Annotated in this window: 14 protein-coding genes and 1 other RNA gene; 6 read left to right on the top strand and 9 right to left on the bottom strand. The window is 64.3% G+C overall.

The features are described from left to right. Positions 1-97: 97 nt before the first annotated feature. Together pbpC and BLT65_RS40890 are read right to left on the bottom strand one after the other, a co-directional pair. Positions 98-2512 carry a penicillin-binding protein 1C gene (gene pbpC / locus BLT65_RS40895; RefSeq protein WP_091789471.1) on the bottom strand — a complete coding sequence of 805 codons (2415 nt, stop codon included), beginning with the start codon at positions 2510-2512 and terminating at the stop codon, positions 98-100. A gap of 12 nt (positions 2513-2524) precedes the next feature. After that, on the bottom strand, positions 2525-8578 hold the full coding sequence (locus BLT65_RS40890; protein ID WP_091789495.1) for an alpha-2-macroglobulin family protein: 6054 nt from the start codon (positions 8576-8578) through the stop codon (positions 2525-2527). Positions 8579-8751: 173 nt separating this feature from the next. Between BLT65_RS40890 and BLT65_RS40885 the strand changes: the two genes are divergently transcribed. Then, positions 8752-9165 carry a MerR family transcriptional regulator gene (locus BLT65_RS40885; RefSeq protein ID WP_091789468.1) on the top strand — a complete coding sequence of 138 codons (414 nt, stop codon included), beginning with the start codon at positions 8752-8754 and terminating at the stop codon, positions 9163-9165. Continuing rightward, positions 9162-9572 (top strand): carboxymuconolactone decarboxylase family protein, encoded by a 411-nt coding sequence (locus tag BLT65_RS40880; protein ID WP_091789465.1) that lies wholly within the window; start codon positions 9162-9164, stop codon positions 9570-9572. Before BLT65_RS40885 ends, BLT65_RS40880 begins: the two co-directional genes overlap by 4 nt. Positions 9573-9783: 211 nt before the next feature. Here BLT65_RS40880 and BLT65_RS40875 read toward each other — a convergent pair whose 3' ends face one another. The 7 genes from BLT65_RS40875 to trxA all read right to left on the bottom strand — a co-directional run bounded on the left by BLT65_RS40875 (position 9784) and on the right by trxA (position 17123). Then, a complete protein-coding gene (locus BLT65_RS40875) occupies positions 9784-11163 on the bottom strand; it encodes an MATE family efflux transporter (protein WP_091789462.1) in 1380 nt (459 codons plus the stop codon). Between the two features lie 2 nt (positions 11164-11165). Beyond that, positions 11166-12920: an ArnT family glycosyltransferase gene (locus tag BLT65_RS40870; protein ID WP_091789459.1), complete on the bottom strand. Its 1755-nt coding sequence runs from the start codon at positions 12918-12920 to the stop codon at positions 11166-11168. 316 nt (positions 12921-13236) lie between these two features. Continuing rightward, positions 13237-13500 (bottom strand): type B 50S ribosomal protein L31, encoded by a 264-nt coding sequence (locus tag BLT65_RS40865; RefSeq protein ID WP_042315117.1) that lies wholly within the window; start codon positions 13498-13500, stop codon positions 13237-13239. A 179-nt stretch (positions 13501-13679) separates the two neighbouring features. Next, a complete protein-coding gene (locus BLT65_RS40860) occupies positions 13680-14516 on the bottom strand; it encodes a M90 family metallopeptidase (RefSeq protein ID WP_091789456.1) in 837 nt (278 codons plus the stop codon). Positions 14517-14587: 71 nt separating this feature from the next. Next, on the bottom strand, positions 14588-15088 hold the full coding sequence (locus tag BLT65_RS40855) for a MerR family transcriptional regulator (protein WP_091789453.1): 501 nt from the start codon (positions 15086-15088) through the stop codon (positions 14588-14590). A 157-nt stretch (positions 15089-15245) separates the two neighbouring features. After that, positions 15246-16511 carry a transcription termination factor Rho gene (rho, locus tag BLT65_RS40850; RefSeq protein ID WP_007586495.1) on the bottom strand — a complete coding sequence of 422 codons (1266 nt, stop codon included), beginning with the start codon at positions 16509-16511 and terminating at the stop codon, positions 15246-15248. A 285-nt stretch (positions 16512-16796) separates the two neighbouring features. Next, the gene (gene trxA, locus BLT65_RS40845) at positions 16797-17123 is read right to left on the bottom strand and encodes a thioredoxin TrxA (protein ID WP_007586494.1); all 327 of its coding nucleotides are present in this window, start codon (positions 17121-17123) and stop codon (positions 16797-16799) included. A gap of 434 nt (positions 17124-17557) precedes the next feature. Between trxA and ffs the strand changes: the two genes are divergently transcribed. The 4 genes from ffs (at position 17558) to recR (ending at position 21376) form a co-directional block, all read left to right on the top strand. Further along, positions 17558-17656, top strand: an RNA gene (ffs, locus tag BLT65_RS40840) — signal recognition particle sRNA small type. A 190-nt stretch (positions 17657-17846) separates the two neighbouring features. Next, positions 17847-20237 carry a DNA polymerase III subunit gamma/tau gene (gene dnaX, locus BLT65_RS40835; RefSeq protein WP_091789450.1) on the top strand — a complete coding sequence of 797 codons (2391 nt, stop codon included), beginning with the start codon at positions 17847-17849 and terminating at the stop codon, positions 20235-20237. 73 nt (positions 20238-20310) lie between these two features. After that, on the top strand, positions 20311-20637 hold the full coding sequence (locus BLT65_RS40830; RefSeq protein WP_007182071.1) for a YbaB/EbfC family nucleoid-associated protein: 327 nt from the start codon (positions 20311-20313) through the stop codon (positions 20635-20637). Between the two features lie 142 nt (positions 20638-20779). Next, positions 20780-21376 carry a recombination mediator RecR gene (gene recR, locus BLT65_RS40825; protein ID WP_042315131.1) on the top strand — a complete coding sequence of 199 codons (597 nt, stop codon included), beginning with the start codon at positions 20780-20782 and terminating at the stop codon, positions 21374-21376. Positions 21377-21443 lie beyond the last annotated feature (67 nt).

Below are 21443 nucleotides of genomic sequence, written 5' to 3'. Positions count from 1 at the left end.
ATTTACTGTCCTCTTTCACCGAACGGCGCGAGACGAGGCGCGAATCGGCCGATTTATACCGTTCGGATGATGACAAGGCAATGCGAACTCACCAAATTTAAAGCTTTTGCCCGTTCGTTGTGCTGTCTTGCAGCGTGGATGTCAGGGGAGTTGGGGACGGTTGTGACGCCGCGCGGCCGCGTGCCGTACCCGGCTTGCCGGCGCGCGGCGGCGCGGCCTGGTGCGCGGTCGCGCCGCGCACTTCGAAGCGCACCGAATCGGCGCTCGATCCATCCGTATTGACGAGTTCGAGCACATGCCGGCCCGGCCACGGCAGCCACAGCACGCGTTCTTCGCGGCCAAGCGGCTTGCCGTCGAGCCGCCAGCTGGCGCGCCCGGACGAGCCGCTCGCGCGTTCGAACACGATGCGCTGGCGTGTGGCGGGAATGTCGGGGTCGAGCGCGAACAGCGTGCCGTCTGTTGGCGAGCCGATGCGCGGCGCGGCATTCGAAGACGACGCGGCCGTTTTGTCCGATGCGTGCGCCACGTTCGTTATGCCGCTCGCGTTGCTAGTTGAAATGGCATTCGCGGCCAGTCCGACTGTCTGCGTTTGCGTGCCGTCGACGAACCACTCGTTGCGCGCGGGCTCGATATTACCGTCGAAGTTCACGCGCGCCTGCACGACACCTGCCGGCGCGCGCGGCTCGACGCTCGGCACGCGCCGGTGCAGATAGCCGACGATCGCGGCCCAGATCGGCGCGGCGCCCGTCACGCCGGACACGTCCCACATGGGCTGGCCGTCCGCGTTGCCGACCCATACGCCGACCGTGTAGCGCGACGTATACCCGACCGTCCAGTTGTCGCGCATGTCCTTGCTGGTGCCCGTCTTCACCGCCGAGAAAAAGCGCGTCGCGAGCGGGCTGTCGAAGCCGAAGGTGCGCGTGCGCGCGTTGTTGTCCGACAGCACGGTCGTGATGATGTAGCTCGCGTTGGCGCTGAAGACGCGTTGTTGCGAAGGCGCAGCGGACGGCGCACGGCGCGGCAGATCGAAAGTCGGCGCAGCGACGCCGCTGTTGGCGAGCGCGCGATACGCATTGGTCAGCGACAGCAGCGTCACATCGGCGCTGCCGAGCGCGAGCGAATAGCCGTAGTAGTCGCCGCTTTGTTCGAGCGGCAAGCCTAGCGCGGTGAGCGTCTTCGCAAAGCGATGCGGCGTGACCATCACGAGCGTGCGCACGGCAGGCACGTTCAGCGACGAGCCGAGCGCCGTGCGCACGCTGACCCAGCCCTTGAAGTCCTTGTCGTAGTTTTGAGGTATATACAGGCCGCCGCCCGCCGCGAGATCGAGCGGCGCGTCGTCGAGCAGCGAGGCCGTGGTGAGTCGCCGTTCGTCGATGGCCTGCGCGTAGAGGAACGGCTTGAGCGTCGAGCCTGCCTGGCGGCGCGCCAGCACGGCATCGACGTCGCGCGCGCCCGACAGTCCGCCCGACGAGCCGACCCACGCGAGCACTTCGCCTGTCGCGTTATCGAGCACGATGACGGCACCGTCGTGTACGTTGCGCGGATGCGCGGGCGCGTTGAGTTCGATCAGCGTGCGCGTGAGCGTATCGCTTGCGAAGCGCTGGAGCTTGGCGTCGAGCGTACTGGTCACGCGTGCGCCCGCAACGGGATGCGTTTCGCTCGCGACGCGCCGCGCGAAATGCGGCGCGAGCGTCGGCGCATCGGGCGAGACGGACAGCAAGGCGGGAGCAGGGCGCGCGAACGCGAGTTGCACGAAGGCGGTGAGATTTGCGCAGCGCTCGGGCGCGTTCATGTCGCGCAAGATGCGGCACGCGCGTTCGCCGACCTTCCCGTATGAGGCATTCGGCGCGCGGATCAGCGCGGCGGCGACGGCGGCTTCGCGCTCGTCGAGACCGGAAGGCGCCTTGCCGAACAGCGTGATCGACAGCGCGGACAGGCCAATCGTCTCGCCGCGAAACGGCACGAGGTTCAGATACGCTTCGAGAATCTGATCCTTGCGCCACGTATGTTCGAGCCACAGCGCGCTGACGGCCTGATTCGCCTTCTGCGCGATCGAGCGTTGCCCCGAACGTTCACGATCGTCGTTGAGCAGACCTGTCAACTGCATCGTGACCGTCGATGCGCCGCGCGTGCGCGTGTTCCACAGGTTCGCCCACGCGGCGGCCGCCGCGCCGCGCCAGTCGACGCCGCTGTGTTCGTAAAAGCGCTTGTCTTCCGATACGACGATCGCTTCGCGCAGCGCTGGCGAGACGTCCGCGAGCGCGACCCAGTCGCCGCGCCGCTCGGTTTTGTCGATGCGGGTGCGTTGCAGCGGCACGCCATCGCGCGATAGCAGCAGCCAGTCGGAGCTGCGCCATTGCGTGCGCACGTCGTCGAATGTAGGCAGCGCGTGCGCGGCGAGGGGGTCGGCGAGCAACAGAACGCATAGCGCGATGCGCACGAACGTGAACGCGATGCGCCACGACCCGTTCGGCGGCGTGTGGCGGCTCATCGCATTAGTCCAGGCGCGCATCACGCGTTCTCCTTACTTCGCAGCCGTTGCCGGCTTCACGACGACGGGTGCATTCGGCAGCACACCGAATGTCGACGGCGCGTAGAGCGCTTCGACGCGCGTCGGCGGCAGGCCGAAGGTGCCGACGTTGTTCAGCCGCACCGTGTACTCGATCGAGAACTTGCCCTTCGGCACGTAATCGTAGTACGCGCGATAGCCGTCGAAACCACGCTCGACAAATGCCGGCCACGCCTCGCCCTTCGACTGCTCGCCTTGCGTCGCCGCCTCAGAATCGCGGCCGAGGCCCGAGCCAAGTATCGTCGCGCCCGCCGGAACGGGATCGTTGACGACGACCCAGGTCATGTCCGTCTGCGCGTCGATATCCAGATGCACGCGCACGATATCGCCGCGCGTGGTCACGCCCTTCACGGCGGGATCGACAGGTGTGACCGTCTTCGTGATCCGGTAGCCGGCGGCGAACGGCGCTTTCAGCGCGACAGCGGCGAGGCTTTCGATCGTCGCCCACGGCTTGCCCGTGCCGTCGTGCGTCAGCGTCAACGACACGGGCGCGCTGCGCGTTTCGGGCGGCCACGGCAGCAACTGGCTGCGCGTGTCGGCCGTCTTCGTGATGGCCGTTGCGGACGCATAGTTCGCGCTAGCGGCAGCGGGCTGGCTCCACGAAATCGCCTTGTCCGTCGAGCCGAGTTGCAGCTTCGTTTGCCCCGTCACGGGCACGCTCTCGAACACCTGCGAGAAGCGCTGCACGGCAATCGATCCCCACAGGTTAGCCGTCGTCGTCTGCCATGCGCCGTTCTTCTGCAGCGCGAGCAATCCTGCGACAAGGCGCGGCATCTCGTCCTTCCATCCCGGCATATCGACGAACGTCAGCGCCGTGCGCGCCGCGTTGGTTTCCGTGCCCGACATCAGCCACCACAAATCGTCGTTGTCGGCCGTCGAGAAGGTGAGGCGCGTGCCCTGATACGTGAGCCGCGAGCGGATGATCTGCTCGACCTGCGCGAGCTTTTCGTCACGCTGTGGAATGTCCTTCACGCGCGACAGCACCGCGTAGTAATCGAGCACGGCCGACGTCGGCCACTGGTTCGGCGCGATTTCGATCGAACCGAGCATGCTCGCGCGCGCGGCGCCGTGACGCGACAGCGCTTCGAGCGCGGCGAGCTTGCGCAGATCGAGGTCCTTGCGCGGCGCCCAGAAGTTGCGCTCGAGCCGGCCTTCGACGAAATTCACCAGACCGCCTTCGAGCTTCGCGCGCAGATCGTCGGGCAACGCGAAGCGCGGGTCGAGCTTCGCGGCTTCGTCGGTGACAGACAGCAGATACGCGGTGAGCGTGGTGCTGCCCGTGTTGCCGCTATCGTCGCCGGGCGGGAAGTAGTTGGCGAGGCCGTCCTTGTCGAGATAGACGGGCATGCGCGCCAGCACGCCTTGCCAGCGCATCGCATCGCGCAAACCGAGTGCAACCGATGTCTGCTGTTCGAGGCAGCTATACGGATAGCGCTCGAACCAGCGGCGCACGCCCGGCATGCCGTCCGACAGCTTCGATTGCAGCGACACCGCGATGCCGCCACGCAGCGCGCCCGCTTGCGTCGTAGTGGCGTTCGGAGGCGCGGCGACGGGCAGCGAGAACGTGCCGTCGACTTGCGTGAGCGTCGCCTGCTGCACGGTGATCGGAATGGCGGCCGTCACGCGCTGCGTGACCTTGAGCGCGTCCGTCGCGTGCGAGGCGCCTTGTTCCGTCGCGCTGATGTTCCAGGTCAACGCTGCCGGGTTCGCCTCTGAAAGACCGTCGGGAGGCGAGACCGTCCATGCGACTTCGCGTGCCGAATCGGCGGCGATATCAACGGTTTGCGCTTGCAACGACAGGCCCGGCACGTTCGGCGTGACGACCACTTTCATCGCACGCGTGGTCGTGTTGCGTACCGTGAACTGCGCTCGGAACTGGTCGCCTTCGCGCACCAGCGGTGGCAAGCCGGAGATCAGTTGCAGGTCTTGCGTGCTGCGGATCGACGTGCTGCCCGTGCCGAAGGTGCCGTCGCCGACTGCGGCGATCGCGACGATACGGAAGCTCGTCAACGCGTCGTTGAGCGGCACGTCGACGGATGCTTCGCCGTTCGCGTCGAGCGTCACGCGTGGGTTCCAGAGCAGCAGCGTGTCGAACAGTTCGCGCGTCGAACTGTGTCCGCCACCACCGCCCGCGGGTACGGCCTTGCGGCCGAAGTGCCGGCGTCCGACGATCTCCATTTGCGCAGTCGACGTTTCGACGCCGTACGCGCGCCGTTGCAGCATCGCGTCGAGCACGTCCCAGCTGTTGTTCGGCATCAGTTCGAGCAGCGCTTCGTCGACGGCGGCGACGGCGATCTGCGTGCCCGCGGGCGCGGGCTTGCCGCCCGGCATCTGCACGCGCAGCTTCACATGCGCCTTGCCGCGCACCGTGTATGACTTCGCGTCCGGCGTGACTGTCACGGCGAGTTTATGCGCGGCCGTGCCGACCTTGATCTCGGCGAGGCCGTAGCGGAACGCGGGCTTCGACAGATCGACGAGCGGCGTCGGCGCTTCGTAGTAACGGCCTTCGTACCAGAACGCGCGCGCCCATTCGAGCGGCGCTTTCCAGCCCCACGTGAAGAACGAGTACCACGGCACTTCGCGCACGCGCCCGCGCAGCGCGAGCACCGACACATACACGTTCGGCCCCCACGCTTCGCTCACTTTCAGCTCGACGGTCGGGTCCTTGCCGTCCAGTTTCACGACATGCGTTTCTACGATCCCTTCACGCTCGACGGCGACGAGCGCCGTCGCGAAGCGGAAGGGCATGCGCACCTGGAAGCGCGCCGTTTCGCCGGGTTCGTACGCGCTCTTTTCGGGCAGCACGTCGATGCGGTCGGTGTTTTGGCCACCGAACCACAGGTCTTCCTCACGTGTGACCCACACGGACGTCGCGGCCGTCGATGCATGGCCTTCGCCGTCCTTCGCGGTGACGACGAGATCGACGTTGCCCGCTTCCTTGAGCTTCGCGTCGCAGGTCATCAGGCCGTGGTCGTCGCTCTTGCCGCTGCACAGCGTGCCGAGGTCCTTGGTTTCCGTGTGGTTGTCGTACGCATAGAAGCCGCCGACCATGCGCTTTCTCGACGTGATCGTGATGCGCGCGATGCCGCGCACTTCGAGCGGCACGCCCGCGCGCGGCTTGCCTTGCAGATCGACGGCGAGCGCCTTCACGGGTACCGCGTTGCCGACCGACACCCATTGCCCCGACTTCACGCCCGCGACGACGGCAGCGGGCCATAACGTCGCGTTGCCGCTGATCGTCTGCACTTCGCCGTTCGGATCAGCGAACGTGGCTTCAAGCGCGAGACGCTTCGGTGCGTCTACTTGCGGCAGGTTTTTCAGGCTCAGGCTGCCCGCGCCGTTGCGGTCGAGCGTGACGGGTTCCTTGTCGGCGATCAGCTTCGACGTGTCGTCGTCGGCGGCCTGTTCGCTCTCTTCGTCATCGGAAGACGACGCGTTGGCGTCGTTGCGCTTCTTGTACGGCGCGAAGCTGAACTCCGGATACGTGCCGGCGAACGCGGGCGTCGTGCTCTTCATCAGCGCCGATACCTGCACGGGCAAACCAGACGCGCCGCCTCCCGACATATAGTCGATCTGCAGCATGACGGGCGCTTCGCTCGCAGCAACGAGCGGGTGATTCTTTTCGTCGCGTACTGCAATCGTGCCTTTGAAAACCGGAAGGCGAAACTCTTCGACGCGGAAGCTGCCCGACGAATAGCTATGGCGGGCCGAGTCGGCGCTGCTGTCGTCGTCGCCGTCGTTGTTCGATGTGTCGTTCGATGCCGCGCTCGCATCGCCGTCATCGAGCGACACACTGTATTCGCCGAGCTTCGCCGCGGCGGGAATCGCGAAGGTCGAATCCGCCGTGTGATCGGCGGTCCACTTGAGCGGCATATGCCAGGTCTGTCCGCTGCCGAGATGGCGGATCGTCAGGCGCGTCGGGTACGTCTTCGGGAAGGCGAGACCGTTCATCGTCTCGACGCGGATCATGTGCTTCATCGACACCGTTTCGCCCGCGCGCAACAGCGTGCGATCGAACACGGTATGCGCGCGCACCGTTTGCTCGATGCTCGTGTCGGTCGGCACGTTGAAGCGCCACGCTTCGATGCCGCGATTCCAGTCGGAGCGCACAAAGGCCATGTCGTGACCCGTCTTCGGATCGTCGATGCGCGCCGACACGAAGAAGCCTTCGAAGCTGTCTTCCTTGCATTCGTTGCGGGACGTCAGCGACTGGTTGATCGTCAGCACGCCGTGCGCGTCGGTTTTGCCCGACGCAAGTTCGTCGCCGTTGCAATCGCTCACGTGTACGTCGGCGTTCGGCACGGGCTGGCCCTTGTCGAGCGTCGTGACCCACACGACGCTGTTCTCGCGGCCTTGCTTGAAATGCACGCCGAGGTTCGTGACGAGCACAGCCGTACGCACATACATCGGTGCCTGCTTGCCGAGCAGCGATGTACCGAGCGCGGGCGACGCGAGCTCGATCACATAGAAACCGGGCTTCGTCACGGGCACGCCGACCACTTCGAAAGGTCGCAGCGCTTTCGGATCGGCCTTCGGCAGCGCGAGCGTTTCGACGTTCGCTTGTCCCGCGAGCAGCGACAACGAGCGCACGTCGATCAGCGGATTCTTGCGGTCTTCCTTTGGGTCCGAGTCGTCGGACTTGCGCGGCACGATCACGGGATGCGGATTGTGCGCGAGCAGTTGCGGCATCTGCTGGTTGATCGACTGGCGGTCCATCATGAAGCCGTCGAAACGGTCGACGTTGCGCATCCAGCGGCGGATATCGCTGTCTGCGTCGACGCGCAGCTTCGTGAACTGCGCGTTACCCGCATTGAGCCCCGCGATATGCAGATCGGCTTCGACGTTGCGCAGCGTAACGGGCACGAGCGCCGGCATGTCCGGTTCCGCGAAGCGCTCGATGATGCCGAACGTGCCTGACGAAAACTTCGCGAGCGGCGGCATCGGTGCCGTCGCGGTCTTGAGCGGGAAGAGGTCGGCGTTGGTCAGCGCGCGGCCGCTAACGTCCTTGAGATTCGGCGGCAGCTCGATGGTCAGGTCGGTGCGTTCGGGCAGCGGCGCGGCGAATTCGACAGTGCTTGTTTGCGGGTCTTTGTCGTCAGCGGAGAAGGTTGGCTTGATCTCGCCGTTCGGCCCCTTGATGCGGATTTTTTCCGCATCGGTGCGCAGGATGGGCGCGTTGAACTGCACGCGCAACGGCCGCAACGGCGTGCAGGGCGCCTTCGCGTTCTCGCGTTCGCAACTGAAGCTCGCGGCGAAGGGTTCGCGCACATTGAAGTCGAAGCGGCGTTCGACGTCGTTCGCAATGCCGCTCGGACTCGCGACGCCCTTGCCGTAGACGAGTTGCGCCTTCGCGCCGGACGGCAGCGTCTGCTGACATTGCAGCGTCAGCACGCGCGCCGCTTCCTTCTGCAGACGGAAGCGCTTGAGCAGTTCGGTGCGTGTTGTTGCGTCAACGTTTTTCACGGGAATCCGGTTGCCCAGACCGCTCGATTCGCACCAGACGTGCTGTTGCACGGACGCATCCGTCGCCGGACCGTTGAGCCGCACGACAAACGCCTGGTCTTCCTCGATTTCGCCGCCGTAGGGCTGCACGTTCTGCACGAACGGGCCGCCCGTTTCGAACGCGTAGTGGCGCGGCCCCGTCAACGCCTGGCCCGCCGACGATTTCAGCCCGTCGTTCAGATCCACCGAGCAGGCGACGCCGGGCGGCAGATCAGCGGTGAAATCCCATGCCCAGGTTCTGTCGTCGATCCAGCGCGGCTGGCCGGCGCTCGCCGACGCGTCGTTGCACTTGATGCGCGCGGGCGCGGGCAGATCGGGCGCGCCGAACGCAACCATCGATTCGTCGAACTTGACGACCACCTGGCGGACTTGCGCAACCTTGCCTTGTGGCGTGACTTGCGTGATGCGTGCTGCATCGGCGCGCCATGTGACGCCAATGAGAAGACCGAGCATCGCAGCCGCAGCGGCTGCCCATATCGCTTGACGTTTGATGGTGCCGCTTAGCATCGACTGCGCTCCCGGTTTCATTTTTCTTTCGGATCGCCGCCGATTCTAACTGACGCTTACGACGTTCCCAACCTGCTTCACAGGTAGGATCACGCTGATATCCACGTATTGTCACGCATTGTCAGATAGCACTTGACTTAGAGTTCACTCGAAGTCCTAACCTGAGTTCCGTCATGTCGAAAGCTCTCACCATCGGTCAGGTCGCCGCGACGAGCGGCGTCTCCACGCATACGCTGCGCTACTACGAGCAGGCGGGATTGTTGCGGTCCATCGGCCGCACGGACGCGGGGCATCGCCTGTATGCGCCCGCCGATCTCGACTGGCTGCAATTCGTGATGCGCCTCAAAGCAACGGGGATGCCGATTGCGGGCATGCAGGCTTTCGCCGCGCTGCGTGCCGAAGGCGACTCAACATACGGCGCGCGGCGCGCGATGCTGATCGAGCATCGCGACGCCGTGCTCGCGCGCATCGCGGAGTTGCAGACCAACCTCGAAGCGATCAGCGACAAGATCGTGTTTTATGAGGCGGCCGAGCGTGAAGCATCGACAGGACGCATCGACAACTCATATGTAAAGGACTCGCCATGAATCACACACACGACGATCGCTACGCACGCGGTTGGGACAAGCTGAAGGAAATCGACGGCACGGCAGGGGAGAAGGTGATCGCATCGCTCGCGCCGATTGCGCCGGATTTCGCGCGGCTGTTGATCGAGTTTCCGTTCGGCGATGTGTATAGCCGACCACAACTGGACCTGCGTGCGCGGGAAATCGCGACGATCGCGGCGCTGGCCGCGCTTGGCAACGCGCAGCCGCAACTCAAGGTGCATATCGAGGCGGCGTTGGACGTCGGTTGCACGCGCGAGGAGATCGTCGAGGTGTTTATGCAGATGGCCGTGTATGCGGGGTTTCCGGCTGCGTTGAATGCGCTGTTCGCGGCGCGTGAGGTGTTCGAGCGGCGCGATGAGGAGGAAGCGGCGGAGGCTGCGGTCTGAGTCGATGGGGTGATCGGCGGCGGATTCGCAGAAGGGTTAGAATGCAACTAACGGTCTGTTTTAACGACCTTCTCCGAAAAGGCGGTTGCGGGGCCTTCCAAACGCTCGGTCTGTAAAGGGAGGTCGTCGGCTTACGGAGAAGCAGATCAGTGCTGGGTTTCGGCCAGCACGGAGGCCCAGCACTACTACGTCAACACAGGCTGCAGTGGAATCAGGCCGCGCTATCCGCCTGCTTCACAGCGCCCATCCGCACGGACCGTGCGCTGATCGTACGCAGATAGATGGCGAGGCCGATGCCCGCAATCAGCAGGCTGGCCGTATTCGCGAGCCAGAATCCGCGCGCGCCCGTGAACGATTCGGGCACCCATCCGCCGACGTCGAACCCAAGCGCATAACCGCCGCCCAGCCCGACGCCCCACAACGCAACGGCATAGATCAAGGTCGGCACGACAGCCACGCGATACGCGCGCAGCACGAACGCCGACGTGATCTGCAACGCGTCGCACAGATGGTAGAAAACGACGATCAGCACCAGCGGCATCGCGGCTTGCACGACCTGCGCGTTCGGCGTGTAGCCCGCGATGATGACGGGCCGCAGCGCGAGCACGATCACGCCGTAGCAGCACGCGATCGCAACCGCCATCGCGATACCGTGCCGCGCCAGTGTGCGCGCCGCTTCGTAGCGTTGCGCGCCGAGCGCCTGCGCGACGAGCGTCGAGGTGGCGATGCCGATCGACAGCGGCGTCATGTACAGCACCGCGCCGATGTTGCCCGCGATCTGATGACCGGCGAGCGTCGTCGTGCCGAAGCGTGCGATAAAGAGCGCCATGAACGTGTACGACGTGACCTCGATCAGATACGACAGCCCCATCGGCACGCCGAGCTTCAACTGCGCCGCCTGACGCCGCCAGACGGGCCAGCAGAAATGCCGGAAGATCGCGAACGGCCGGAACACGTCGAGCTTCGTCATCACCGTCATGCCGACGACGGCGAGCGTCCAGTTGATCAGAATGCTGGCAAGCGCGGCACCCGGACCGCCGAGCGCCGGCAAGCCGAGCTTGCCGAAAATCAGCAATACGTTGAGCGGCAGTTTCAGCAGCAACGCGCCGATCTGCAGGATCATCACGAGCCGCGGCTGGCCGACGGCATTCGTCAGCGAGCTATAGACGCGGAACGCGAGACTCGCGGGCAAGCCGAACGCGAGTATCTGCAGATAGGACACGGTGCGCTCGCGCAGCGCCTCGGGCGCGCGCGCAAGCCGCAGCAGCGGGTGAGGGAAGTAGAGAATCAGAAAGCCGATGGTCGCGAGCGCCAGCGCGAGCCACAGCGCCTGGCGCACTTCCTCGCCGATTTCCTCGTAGCGCGCCGCGCCATACAGCTGACCGGCGATCGGCTGCAGTGCCGTGAGAATGCCCGTCAGACCGATATACACGGAAATGTAGATCGACGAGCCGAGGCCCAGCGCGGCGAGATCGGTTGCCGAAAAACGGCCGACCATCGCCGTGTCGATCACGCCGAACGCGATGATCGCCAGTTGGCCGATCAGCACGGGCCACGCGAGCCCGGCGATTTTCCGCACATCGGCGAACATGGTCAGCCGGCTTTCTTCGGACGCCACGGGCGTTTGACGGGCGGCTGTGGCCGGTCGATACGCACGTACAGGCGGAAGCGTTCGTCGCGGTCGGCGACGCGGCGGCCTTCCCAGACGAGCTTCCAGACGAAGTTCGACATCGCGCTCGGCTCGCCGAAGTCCTGCGTGTCCTGGCGCAGGAGCACGTCGCAATCATCGTCGAACGAAAAATGCATGTCGCCGAAGTAGGCGAACGTGGCGATCTGCGCGTCGCCCAGGCGCGCGGGCGAAATGCAGTTGTAGTCGGACGGCAGGTGCGCGGCGATCTGCTGGGCGACGTCCTTGTAGGTCCGGCTGTAGTTGACGACGGGTAGCCACAGCGTCATCAGCAGCACCCACATCAGCGTCGTGCCTGCGCTCGACAGCACGACGCTGCGCCACAGTACCTTCGGATGACGCGCCACGCGCCATTGCACCAGCACGAACCAGCAGACGGTCACGGCAACCGCGCAGACGAACGACAGGATCTTGAACTGCGGCGTGAAGCCCGGCGCGAGGCGCGCAAGGTTGCGCGCCAGCTGATGCGGAAAGCCCGTCATGCCCGCGAGCCACACCAGCCAGACGAACGAGCCAAGCACGGTGAAGCTGAGCACCGCAAACCAGTCGATGGCATTGATCGCGCCGCGCTTGAGCGTCGGCAGCGCGAACGCGGCGATCACCGCGAGCGCGGGCGTCAGCAGGATGAACAGACGGTTCGACCCATGGCTTTGCAGCACGACGAGAACCAGCAGCGGCGTGATCACCGACAGAGGAATCGCAATGTGCGGCGCACGTCGCAGCCCGGCCCAGCTGAACCACGCCCAGATCGCGAGCGGCCACGCGGGCCACGCGTAGAGCGACAGATTCTTGACGGCGTAGAGCAGCGTCGAGCCATACGGGCCCGCGAACGCGTGCAGACTGCCGCGCATCCATTGCTGGAGGAACCAGACGGCATCGTCGGGAAAAAGGGCGATGGCCGCGAGCGGCCACGCAACCGACAGCGCCAGCGCGACAGGCAGACCGGCCAGCATCAGCGTGCGCCAGTGCGTCTCGTGGACGATCACCATCATCGCGAACGTGCCGATCAGCAGCGCGCCGACCAGCACAGGACTGCTCGTCAGCGTGACGAGGCCGATCGCGGCACCCCAGATCAGGGCGCCCTGAACGGGCTTGTCGACCATCCGCACGAGGCCGTAGATGAGCATCGCGATGCAGACGAACTGCGCGATCTGCGGTGTGGTTTCGTGGCCGCGTTCGGCGAGGCCGAAGGTGGCGAGCAGGATCAGTAGCGCGCCGTCGCCGAGCGTGCGGCCATAGTCGCGCGGCTCGGGCTCGCCGCCGAACGCATATTTGAACGGCTGTACTTCGGGCCGGCGGCCGAGCAGATAGGCCGCGTACCAGACGAACGCGCACGCGGCGCAGAACAGCAGGCCCGTGAACACGCGCGACGCATTGCTTGCGTCGACCAGCGGGTCCAGCACGCGGATCGCGCTCGCGCCGAGCCAGTAGCCGAGCGGCGCATCCGACGTCATGTACTTGCCGACCAGATTCGGCAGCAGCCAGTCGTGCAGCGAGCCGTTGGCCATCGTCCACATGACGCCGAAGCCGGCTGCATCTTCGTTCTTCCACGGATCGCGCCCGAACAGGCCGAACGACGCATACACGACGCAGATGGTAAGCAGCAGCCAGCGCGGCAGCGCGCTGGTGGCGGAGGCAGTGAGGCGAACGACAGATCTCATGCGGTGTTCGTGTGGGGCCGCGCGCGTGGCAGCCGTGAGTTATTGGTGGAGCGCAGGAGGCGTCTCGGATTCAGACATGCGGCATTGTAGACGGGTGGCGCGGTGCGCGTCACACGCTGCCTTACAGACGGTTGCACGCAAGTTGCATGGCGGGTTGCAAGGCAAGCAGGCGGGCGAGGGGCGGGCGGTGTCGATGCGGACCCGGGCAGTGTGTCGACAAAGCGTCCACCGACAAAAAAGGGCAGCTTGCGCTGCCCTTTTTGCATCGTTGCGGCCCGGACGGGAGTCGGGGCACGCACGTGTAACCGGCGGGGTATTACTTGCCGGCCTTGCCCGAAGCGCGGGCGCCGAACTTCTTGTTGAACTTCTCGACACGGCCTGCCGTGTCCATGATCTTTTGCTGACCCGTGTAGAACGGATGCGATTCCGACGAGACTTCGATCTTCGCCAGCGGGTACGTCTTGCCTTCGAATTCGGCCGTTTCACGCGTCTGGATCGTCGAGCGCGTCACGAACTTGAAGTCGATCGACATATCGACGAACAGGACTTCGCGGTAATTCGGGTGAATGCCTTCTTTCATGGTCTTTCCTTTAGTCTGGCGGTAGCCAACCCGGGAGCCGGAGAATTCCGCAACCGCGAGCCACTTGCCTAAGGTCGAAAAACGGCGATTATGCCAGAAAATCAGACCTTTGACGAGGTTTGCGGCGGTTTTTTAGCAGGCGCGGCAGCGGGTTGCTTTTAGTCGTTTTTCCTTTCGGATCAAATGCTTGCGTCGCCGAGCGCACCCGTGCGCGCCGGGTCCTGCCGGTAATAACGCGCGAGCAACCGGTAAAGCTCGGGATATTCCGCCTCGAACTCGCGCGGCTTCACGAACAGCGCCTCACTGCACACGGCAAAAAATTCCGATGGATGATCGGTTGCATACGGATCGATCAGTGATTCACGCTCGAAGCGCGCCCAGCGGCGATCCGGCACGGCGTCCACCTTCGCGCAGAACTGGTCGTATGCGTGATCGAACACGTCCGCCCATTGCGCGGAATCGAGCGGCGCATGCAGCTTGCGAAAGAGGGGCGGGTGACCATCCGCTTCGCCCGTCACCATGTCGATCTTGTGCGCGAACTCGTGAATCACGACGTTGTAGGCATCTGAGCTGTCTGTCATCTGCGCGTCTTCCCACGACAGGATCACGGGTCCACCTTCCCACGCTTCGCCGCTCGCGTCGTGCTCGACTTCATGCACGACGCCGTCTTCGTCTTCGACCGTCTTGCGGATCACGAACTCGCCCGGATACACGATCACGCCGACCCAGCCGCGATACAGTTCCAGCCCGAGATTGAGCACGGGCAGGCAGGCCTGCACGGCGATCGCGACGGTGATCTGTTCGGTCAGTTCGAGATCGTGCGCGGTCGAGAATTCCTTTTGCGCGATGAAGAGACTCGTTATCTCGCGCAGGCGCTGAAGGTCGGCGGGCGCGAGATGCGACAGGAACGACAGGCCGTCGAGCGTCGCCTGCCAGAGCGCGTCGTCGATTGCGTAGGTGCGCAGCGCGCGGTCGCGGCGGCGCGTGTCGAGCCATCGAGTGAGTTTCGAAAACATCGCGTGCCTGGATTCGTTTGAGTGATCGATGTCGGGCGGTTGCGAGACATGCGGGGCCGCACGTGCGGCGTTCAGGCTTTCGTGCCTTTGGTGCGCTTCAACGCGGCCGATGCGCGCCGCTTCTGGATCAGTTCGTCGGCGCTCTCGCCGGCGAGACGGCGCTGCACGTAATCCAGGTCGTCGCTCAGTTCGGCTTTGAGCTTCTGCGCTTCCTTCAGTTCGCGCTGCACGGATTCGATCCGCGCGTCGAGCGATTCGACCTGCTGCGCGAGACCGTCGCGTATCTGCTGCAGTGATTCCATCGAATAGCCGCGGCGTCCGCTTTCGGTGTTTTCGAGCGGCCGCTTCAGCATTTCGGTAATGCCCGCCAGCGAAAAACCGAGCGCGCGCAAACGCAGGATGCGCGAAAAGCGTTCGAGGTCGCTCTCGTCGTACAGGCGATAGCGGCCTTCGCTGCGGCTGGGCGTAACGAGCCCGCGTTCTTCGTAGTATTTGAGCGTGCGCGGCGTGACGGCGAGGCGTTCGGCGGCGTCGCGCACGGTCAGCAGAGTGGGGGAATCGGCGATCGGCATGGTGATGCTTCACTGGTCGGCGGGACGTGAAGCATTATAGAGATAGGTGCGCGATCGCATTGTCGCTTGCGCAGGCGCAGAGCGTGAAAATAAAAAAACGCCTGCTCGAAAGCAGGCGTTTTTTGTGGACGCGAACGTCGACGGGTGCGATGGCTATTTAGCCGCCGCCGCGACGCATCATGTCGAAGAACTCGGCGTTGTTCTTCGTCTGGCGGATCTTGTCGAGCAGGAATTCCATTGCTTCGACTTCGTCCATGTCGTGGATGAACTTGCGCAGCACCCAGATCTTTTGCAGGATCTCGGGCTTGATGAGCAGTTCTTCGCGACGCGTGCCGGACTTGTTCAGGTTGATCGACGGATAGACGCGCTTTTCCGCGAGACGGCGCTCGAGATGCACTTCCATGTTGCCCGTGCCCTTGAACTCTTCATAGATCACGTCGTCCATGCGGCTGCCCGTTTCGATCAGCGCCGTGCCGATGATGGTCAGCGAACCGCCTTCCTCGATGTTACGGGCCGCGCCGAAGAAGCGCTTCGGACGTTGCAGCGCGTTCGCGTCGACACCACCCGTCAGCACCTTGCCCGATGCCGGGACAACCGTGTTGTAGGCGCGTGCGAGACGCGTGATCGAGTCGAGCAGAATCACGACGTCGTTCTTCATTTCGACGAGGCGCTTGGCTTTTTCGATCACCATTTCGGCGACCTGCACGTGACGCGCGGCCGGTTCGTCGAAGGTCGAAGCAATGACTTCGCCCGCCACCGAGCGCTGCATTTCCGTCACTTCTTCAGGACGTTCGTCGATCAGCAGCACGAACAGGATCACGTCCGGATGGTTCTGCTTGATCGCATGCGCGATGTGCTGAAGCATCACGGTCTTACCGGACTTCGGCGACGCGACGAGCAGACCGCGCTGGCCCTTGCCGATCGGCGCGATCATGTCGATGATCCGGCCCGTGACGTTTTCTTCGCCACGCATCTCACGTTCGAGCAGCAGCACCTTGTTCGGGTGCAGCGGCGTCAGATTCTCGAACATGATCTTGTGCTTCGAGGCTTCCGGCGGCTGGCCGTTGACCTTGTCGACCTTCACCAGCGCGAAGTAGCGCTCGCCGTCCTTCGGCGTGCGGACTTCACCTTCGATCGTGTCGCCTGTATGCAGGTTGAAGCGGCGGATCTGCGACGGGCTGATGTAAATGTCGTCCGTGCTGGCGAGATACGAGGTTTCCGGCGAGCGCAGGAAGCCGAAGCCGTCCGGCAGCACTTCGAGGGTGCCGTCACCGAAGATCGTTTCGCCCGTTTTGGCGCGTTTTTTTAGAATGGCGAACATCAGTTCCTGCTTGCGCAGGCGGTTCGCACTTTCGATCTCGAGACCATTGGCCATCTCGATCAATTGGGAAACGTGCTGAGTCTTAAGCTCGGATAAATGCATACGGAGAACCCGCAGAGAAGGTGCGACCTGAAATGAAATCTGGGAGGAGAAGTGAGCGGAACCGCTCAAGGACTTACCCGTCTTTTCGACGTTTTGTGGATTCTAGCATAGCACACGCCAAAACCAGCCTGCGCGGCCGGTTCTTTGTCGGCGCATGATTCTTGTTGTCATTGTTGTCCAGCGACAACAAGAATCATGCGGCTCGCCTCATGCGCGGCGTTGCTTCATTGCCGACGCACTGCGCGAGCCGGGCACGCGCTGGCTGGCGCGTGCCGTGTATGCAGATTAAAGGTTGCCGTCGAGGAACGCGGTGAGTTGCGACTTCGACAGTGCGCCGACCTTTTGTGCAGCGACCGCGCCGTTCTTGAAGAGGATCAGCGTGGGGATGCCGCGCACGCCGAACTTGACGGGCGTGGATTGATGTTCGTCGACATTGATCTTGGCGATCTGCAGGCGATCAGCGTAGTCCTTCGCAACTTCGTCGAGGATCGGCGCGATCATCTTGCACGGGCCACACCATTCCGCCCAGAAATCGAGCAGTACGGGTTTGTCGGATTTGACGACGTCCTGTTCAAACGACGCGTCGCTAATATGCTTGATGTGTTCGCTCATTTGTGTGAATACCTCTTTCGGTTCGAGGCCTGCTTTGAATGCCCGCCACGATACAACAAAATCAGAAAACTTTCCGTTCGCTTTGCCACAGGACAAACCATGAAACGCGCCGCGGGAAGTATCGTGGGGACACCTTCAGGAGGGCGGGCTGGCTTGGCTTTGCGGGCCACTTGAACGTCAGTTTAGCCTAAATTGCTATGCGTTGCCCGTCGTGATAGTACGCATTCCGACAGTAGGGTTTCGCGCCGCGCCTTTACATCACTTCACGTGATGCCTGTGTCGATGCGAAGCGCGGCAGCTCCCTCGTGACATCACCTATCTGGAGTTCACGCGCGCGAACACAAGAGGGTGGCGACGAAGTTTGAACGGGGTTTCTGCGCGTTTTGTCTGCGAGCCTCTCGCGCGGCGCAACGAGCGATGTTAGAATACGACGTGACGGGCCTCCTCGCATGGAGGTGCGGTCAACCTGGTCAGGTCGGGAACGAAGCAGCCACAGCCGTTTTCCGCCAGTGCCGAGGGTCAGGCTCGTCACCTTCCTTTTTTCCTTCGCTTTATTTCCCCTGTTTGTTCTCTTTGCGGCGTCGTTCGAAACGCGGCATCTTCTATCGCTCCCTTAGCGAAATTCAATGAAGCGTCAGAGCGTTGTCACGCCTCGCTTGAACGCGCTATCGGGCGCGTTATCGATTCGTCTTTACGCGTCAGTCTTGCTGATACAATTTCCGGATGACCTATCAAGTTCTCGCACGCAAATGGCGGCCGAAGGATTTCGCTTCGCTCGTCGGACAGGAGCACGTGGTGCGCGCGCTCACGCACGCGCTCGACGGCGGCCGTCTGCACCACGCCTATCTGTTTACCGGCACGCGGGGCGTCGGCAAGACGACGCTGTCGCGGATCTTCGCGAAGGCGCTCAACTGTGAAACGGGCGTCACGTCTACGCCATGCGGCGTGTGCCGTGCGTGCCGCGAGATCGATGAAGGGCGCTTCGTCGATTATGTCGAGATGGACGCGGCGAGCAATCGCGGCGTCGATGAAATGGCTGCGCTGCTGGAGCGCGCGGTGTACGCGCCCGTCGATGCGCGCTTCAAGGTCTACATGATCGACGAAGTACACATGCTGACGAACCACGCGTTCAACGCGATGTTGAAGACGCTGGAAGAGCCGCCGCCGCACGTCAAGTTCATCCTCGCCACGACCGACCCGCAAAAGATTCCCGTCACGGTGCTGTCGCGCTGTCTTCAGTTCAACCTGAAGCAGATGCCGGCAGGGCATATCGTGTCGCACCTCGAGCACATTCTCGGCGAAGAGAACATTCCGCACGAAGCGCAGGCGCTGCGCCTGCTCGCGCGCGCCGCAGACGGCTCGATGCGCGATGCGTTGTCGCTGACCGATCAGGCCATCGCCTACTCGGCGAACCAGGTCACCGAGGAAGCCGTGCGCGGCATGCTTGGCGCGCTCGATCAAAGCTATCTGATCCGCCTGCTCGACGCGCTCGTCGCGGGCGAGGGCGCGGCCGTGCTGTCGGTTGCCGACGAAATGGCATTGCGCAGTCTGTCGTTCTCGACCGCGCTGCAGGATCTGGCGAGCCTGTTGCACAAGATCGCGTGGGCGCAGTTTTCGCCGTCGTCGGTGCTGGATGAGTGGCCGGAAGCCGCCGACCTGCGCCGTTTCGCTGACACGCTGAGTCCCGAGCAGGTGCAACTGTTCTATCAGATCGCCACGATCGGCCGAAGCGAGCTGGGCCTTGCGCCTGACGAATACGCAGGCTTTACGATGACGCTGCTGCGCATGCTCGCGTTCGAACCGGCCCCGAACGGTGGCGGCGGAGGCGGCGTGACGCCGGCTGGCCGCTCGAGCGTCCCGGCTGCTGGAGCAAAGCGGACGGGCGCGCCTGTCGCGGCGGCTGCTGCTGCCGCGCCGCAGGCTCGCACGAGCGATGCGCCAGCGGCTACTACCGTTGCCATTGCACCCCGCGTCGCTCCGGTGGCGAAACCCGAACCGGCGCCGGTTCAGCCGCAAGCCGTTCCTGAGCCGGCCGTGTCGCCAGAGCCTGCGCCTGAAATTCAGGCCGCGCCTGTCGATGCCGCCGTCACGCCGCTGTCGGTGGCTGCGGCTTCGACCTCAGCCGAATCGACAGCGAACGTCGATTCGCCGGTTGCGTCGATCGGGCAACAAGATAACGCTGCGCCGGCAGATGATTCCTCCACGCAGACCGAATCCGCTCCGCGCCGCGCAGGTGGTGCGAGCGCCGCGCTCGACGTGCTGCGCAATGCGGGCCTGAAGGTATCGACGGGAAGCCGTCCGGCCTCCGCCGCGCCCGCGTCAGCGACGCCTGCGGCACCGGCCAAACCCGCCGCGCCGCGCGTCGCCGTGCGCGTGCCGACGCCCGATCCCGCCCGCCGCGCCGCGGCCGCGGCCGCCGCGCAACAGGAAAACGCCGCGCGCACGCAGACGCCGCGTGCCGCACAGCCGCAGGGCGCCTCTGGCGTCCCGCCGTGGGATGACATTCCGCCCGACGACTACATGCCCGCATCGTCGGACGATGCGTTCTTCGCGGCTTCCGACGACAACTTCATTCCCGTCTTCGACAGCGGCCCGGACGACATGCTAGTCGGGCGAGGCAATGCGCCCGCTGCGCCCGTCGCGACAGCCGCGCCCGTCGTCGATATCCGCACGCTGCCGCCCGCCGTGCCGCTCGATGCGATCGGCGTCGAAGGCGATTGGCCGGCGCTTGCCGTCACGCTGCCGCTCAAGGGCATCTCCTATCAGCTCGCGTTCAACAGCGAACTGATGGCCGTCGAGGGCAAGACGCTCAAGCTCAACGTCGCGGTCCAGCTCTACACCGAATCCGCGCAGGTCGCGAAGCTCAAGGCGGCGCTGGCCGAGCGGCTGGGCAGCGAAATCGACGTGCAGGTCGAAGTCGGCCCGGTGCGGCGCACGGCCGCCGTGCTCGACTCGATCGAACGCGCGAAACGCCAGCAGGAAGCCGAGCGCGAGATCGGCGCCGATCCGTTCGTGCAGTCGCTGATCCGCGAATTCGGCGCGAGCATCGTGCCGGGCTCCGTTCGCCCGCTCGCGCCGGGCGCCGAAGGCGGCCAGAGCGCGGCCGGCCACTGACTTCCGCGCGCGCCTCCCGTCACGCCGACGCGCACGCGCCCAACCGAATCCATTATTACGAAGGAGCAAGTCCATGATGAAAGGTCAACTCGCCGGGCTGATGAAGCAGGCCCAGCAGATGCAAGAAAACATGAAGAAGATGCAGGAGCAACTCGCGCTGATCGAAGTCGAGGGGCAGTCGGGTGCGGGCCTCGTCAAGGTGACGATGACCTGCAAGAACGACGTGCGCCGCGTATCGATCGATCCGAGCCTGCTCGCCGACGACAAGGACATGCTCGAAGATCTCGTCGCCGCTGCCTTCAACGATGCCGTGCGCAAGGCGGAAGCCACCGCGCAGGAAAAGATGGGCGGTATGACCTCCGGCCTGCCGTTGCCGCCGGGATTCAAGCTGCCGTTCTAACAACGCGCAGCGTGTCGCGCGCGGCGCATGGCCTCATGGCCATAGGCCCGCGCGTTCGCCGTTCGTTGTCGAATGGCGCGGCTTCGCTCGCTGGAACACATCCGCGATTCAACCCACTACACGTCGACGCCGCCGTACCAGCATGAAACAACCTTCCGCCTTGTCGGCGCTCGTCGAAGCGCTGCGCGCGCTGCCCGGCGTCGGTCCGAAGTCCGCGCAGCGCATGGCGTATCACCTGATGCAGCACGATCGGGAAGGCGCCGAAAAGCTCGGCCGCTCGCTGCTGTTCGCCACCGAGCATCTGCAGCACTGCGAGAAGTGCAACACGTTCACGGAAGCGCAGATCTGCGAGGTCTGCAGTGACGCCGAGCGCGATCCGACGCTGCTGTGCGTCGTCGAAACACCTGCCGACCAGATCATGCTCGAACAGACCATGACTTATCGCGGGCTGTATTTCGTGCTGATGGGGCGCCTCAGTCCGCTCGATGGCATCGGCCCCAAAGAAATCCATTTCGACCGGCTCGTCAGACGCGCGTCGGACGGCATCGTCAAGGAAGTCGTGCTCGCGACCAACTTCACCAACGAAGGCGAGGCGACGGCCCATTATCTCGGCCAGACGCTCAAGGCACGCGGCCTCTCCGTCACGCGGCTCGCGCGTGGCGTGCCCGTGGGCGGCGAACTCGAATATGTCGACGCGGGCACGATCGCGCGCGCAATGCTCGACAGGCGTTCGATGTAACGGCGCGTCGTCCGAACCACGACGCGTGACAACAGGATCGCCCGGCCAGCACAACGAAGATCAGGAG

The organism is Paraburkholderia steynii, assembly GCF_900100565.1.
Lineage (GTDB): Bacteria > Pseudomonadota > Gammaproteobacteria > Burkholderiales > Burkholderiaceae > Paraburkholderia > Paraburkholderia terrae.
This window is presented reverse-complemented; position numbering and strand designations above follow the sequence as displayed.

Coding starts and splice junctions, on each gene's coding strand:
- pbpC (WP_091789471.1), bottom strand. CDS start 2,512: ATGCGCGCCTGGACTAATGCGATGAGCCGCCACACGCCGCCGAACGGG.
- BLT65_RS40890 (WP_091789495.1), bottom strand. CDS start 8,578: ATGCTAAGCGGCACCATCAAACGTCAAGCGATATGGGCAGCCGCTGCG.
- BLT65_RS40885 (WP_091789468.1), top strand. CDS start 8,752: ATGTCGAAAGCTCTCACCATCGGTCAGGTCGCCGCGACGAGCGGCGTC.
- BLT65_RS40880 (WP_091789465.1), top strand. CDS start 9,162: ATGAATCACACACACGACGATCGCTACGCACGCGGTTGGGACAAGCTG.
- BLT65_RS40875 (WP_091789462.1), bottom strand. CDS start 11,163: ATGTTCGCCGATGTGCGGAAAATCGCCGGGCTCGCGTGGCCCGTGCTG.
- BLT65_RS40870 (WP_091789459.1), bottom strand. CDS start 12,920: ATGAGATCTGTCGTTCGCCTCACTGCCTCCGCCACCAGCGCGCTGCCG.
- BLT65_RS40865 (WP_042315117.1), bottom strand. CDS start 13,500: ATGAAAGAAGGCATTCACCCGAATTACCGCGAAGTCCTGTTCGTCGAT.
- BLT65_RS40860 (WP_091789456.1), bottom strand. CDS start 14,516: ATGTTTTCGAAACTCACTCGATGGCTCGACACGCGCCGCCGCGACCGC.
- BLT65_RS40855 (WP_091789453.1), bottom strand. CDS start 15,088: ATGCCGATCGCCGATTCCCCCACTCTGCTGACCGTGCGCGACGCCGCC.
- rho (WP_007586495.1), bottom strand. CDS start 16,511: ATGCATTTATCCGAGCTTAAGACTCAGCACGTTTCCCAATTGATCGAG.
- trxA (WP_007586494.1), bottom strand. CDS start 17,123: ATGAGCGAACACATCAAGCATATTAGCGACGCGTCGTTTGAACAGGAC.
- dnaX (WP_091789450.1), top strand. CDS start 17,847: ATGACCTATCAAGTTCTCGCACGCAAATGGCGGCCGAAGGATTTCGCT.
- BLT65_RS40830 (WP_007182071.1), top strand. CDS start 20,311: ATGATGAAAGGTCAACTCGCCGGGCTGATGAAGCAGGCCCAGCAGATG.
- recR (WP_042315131.1), top strand. CDS start 20,780: ATGAAACAACCTTCCGCCTTGTCGGCGCTCGTCGAAGCGCTGCGCGCG.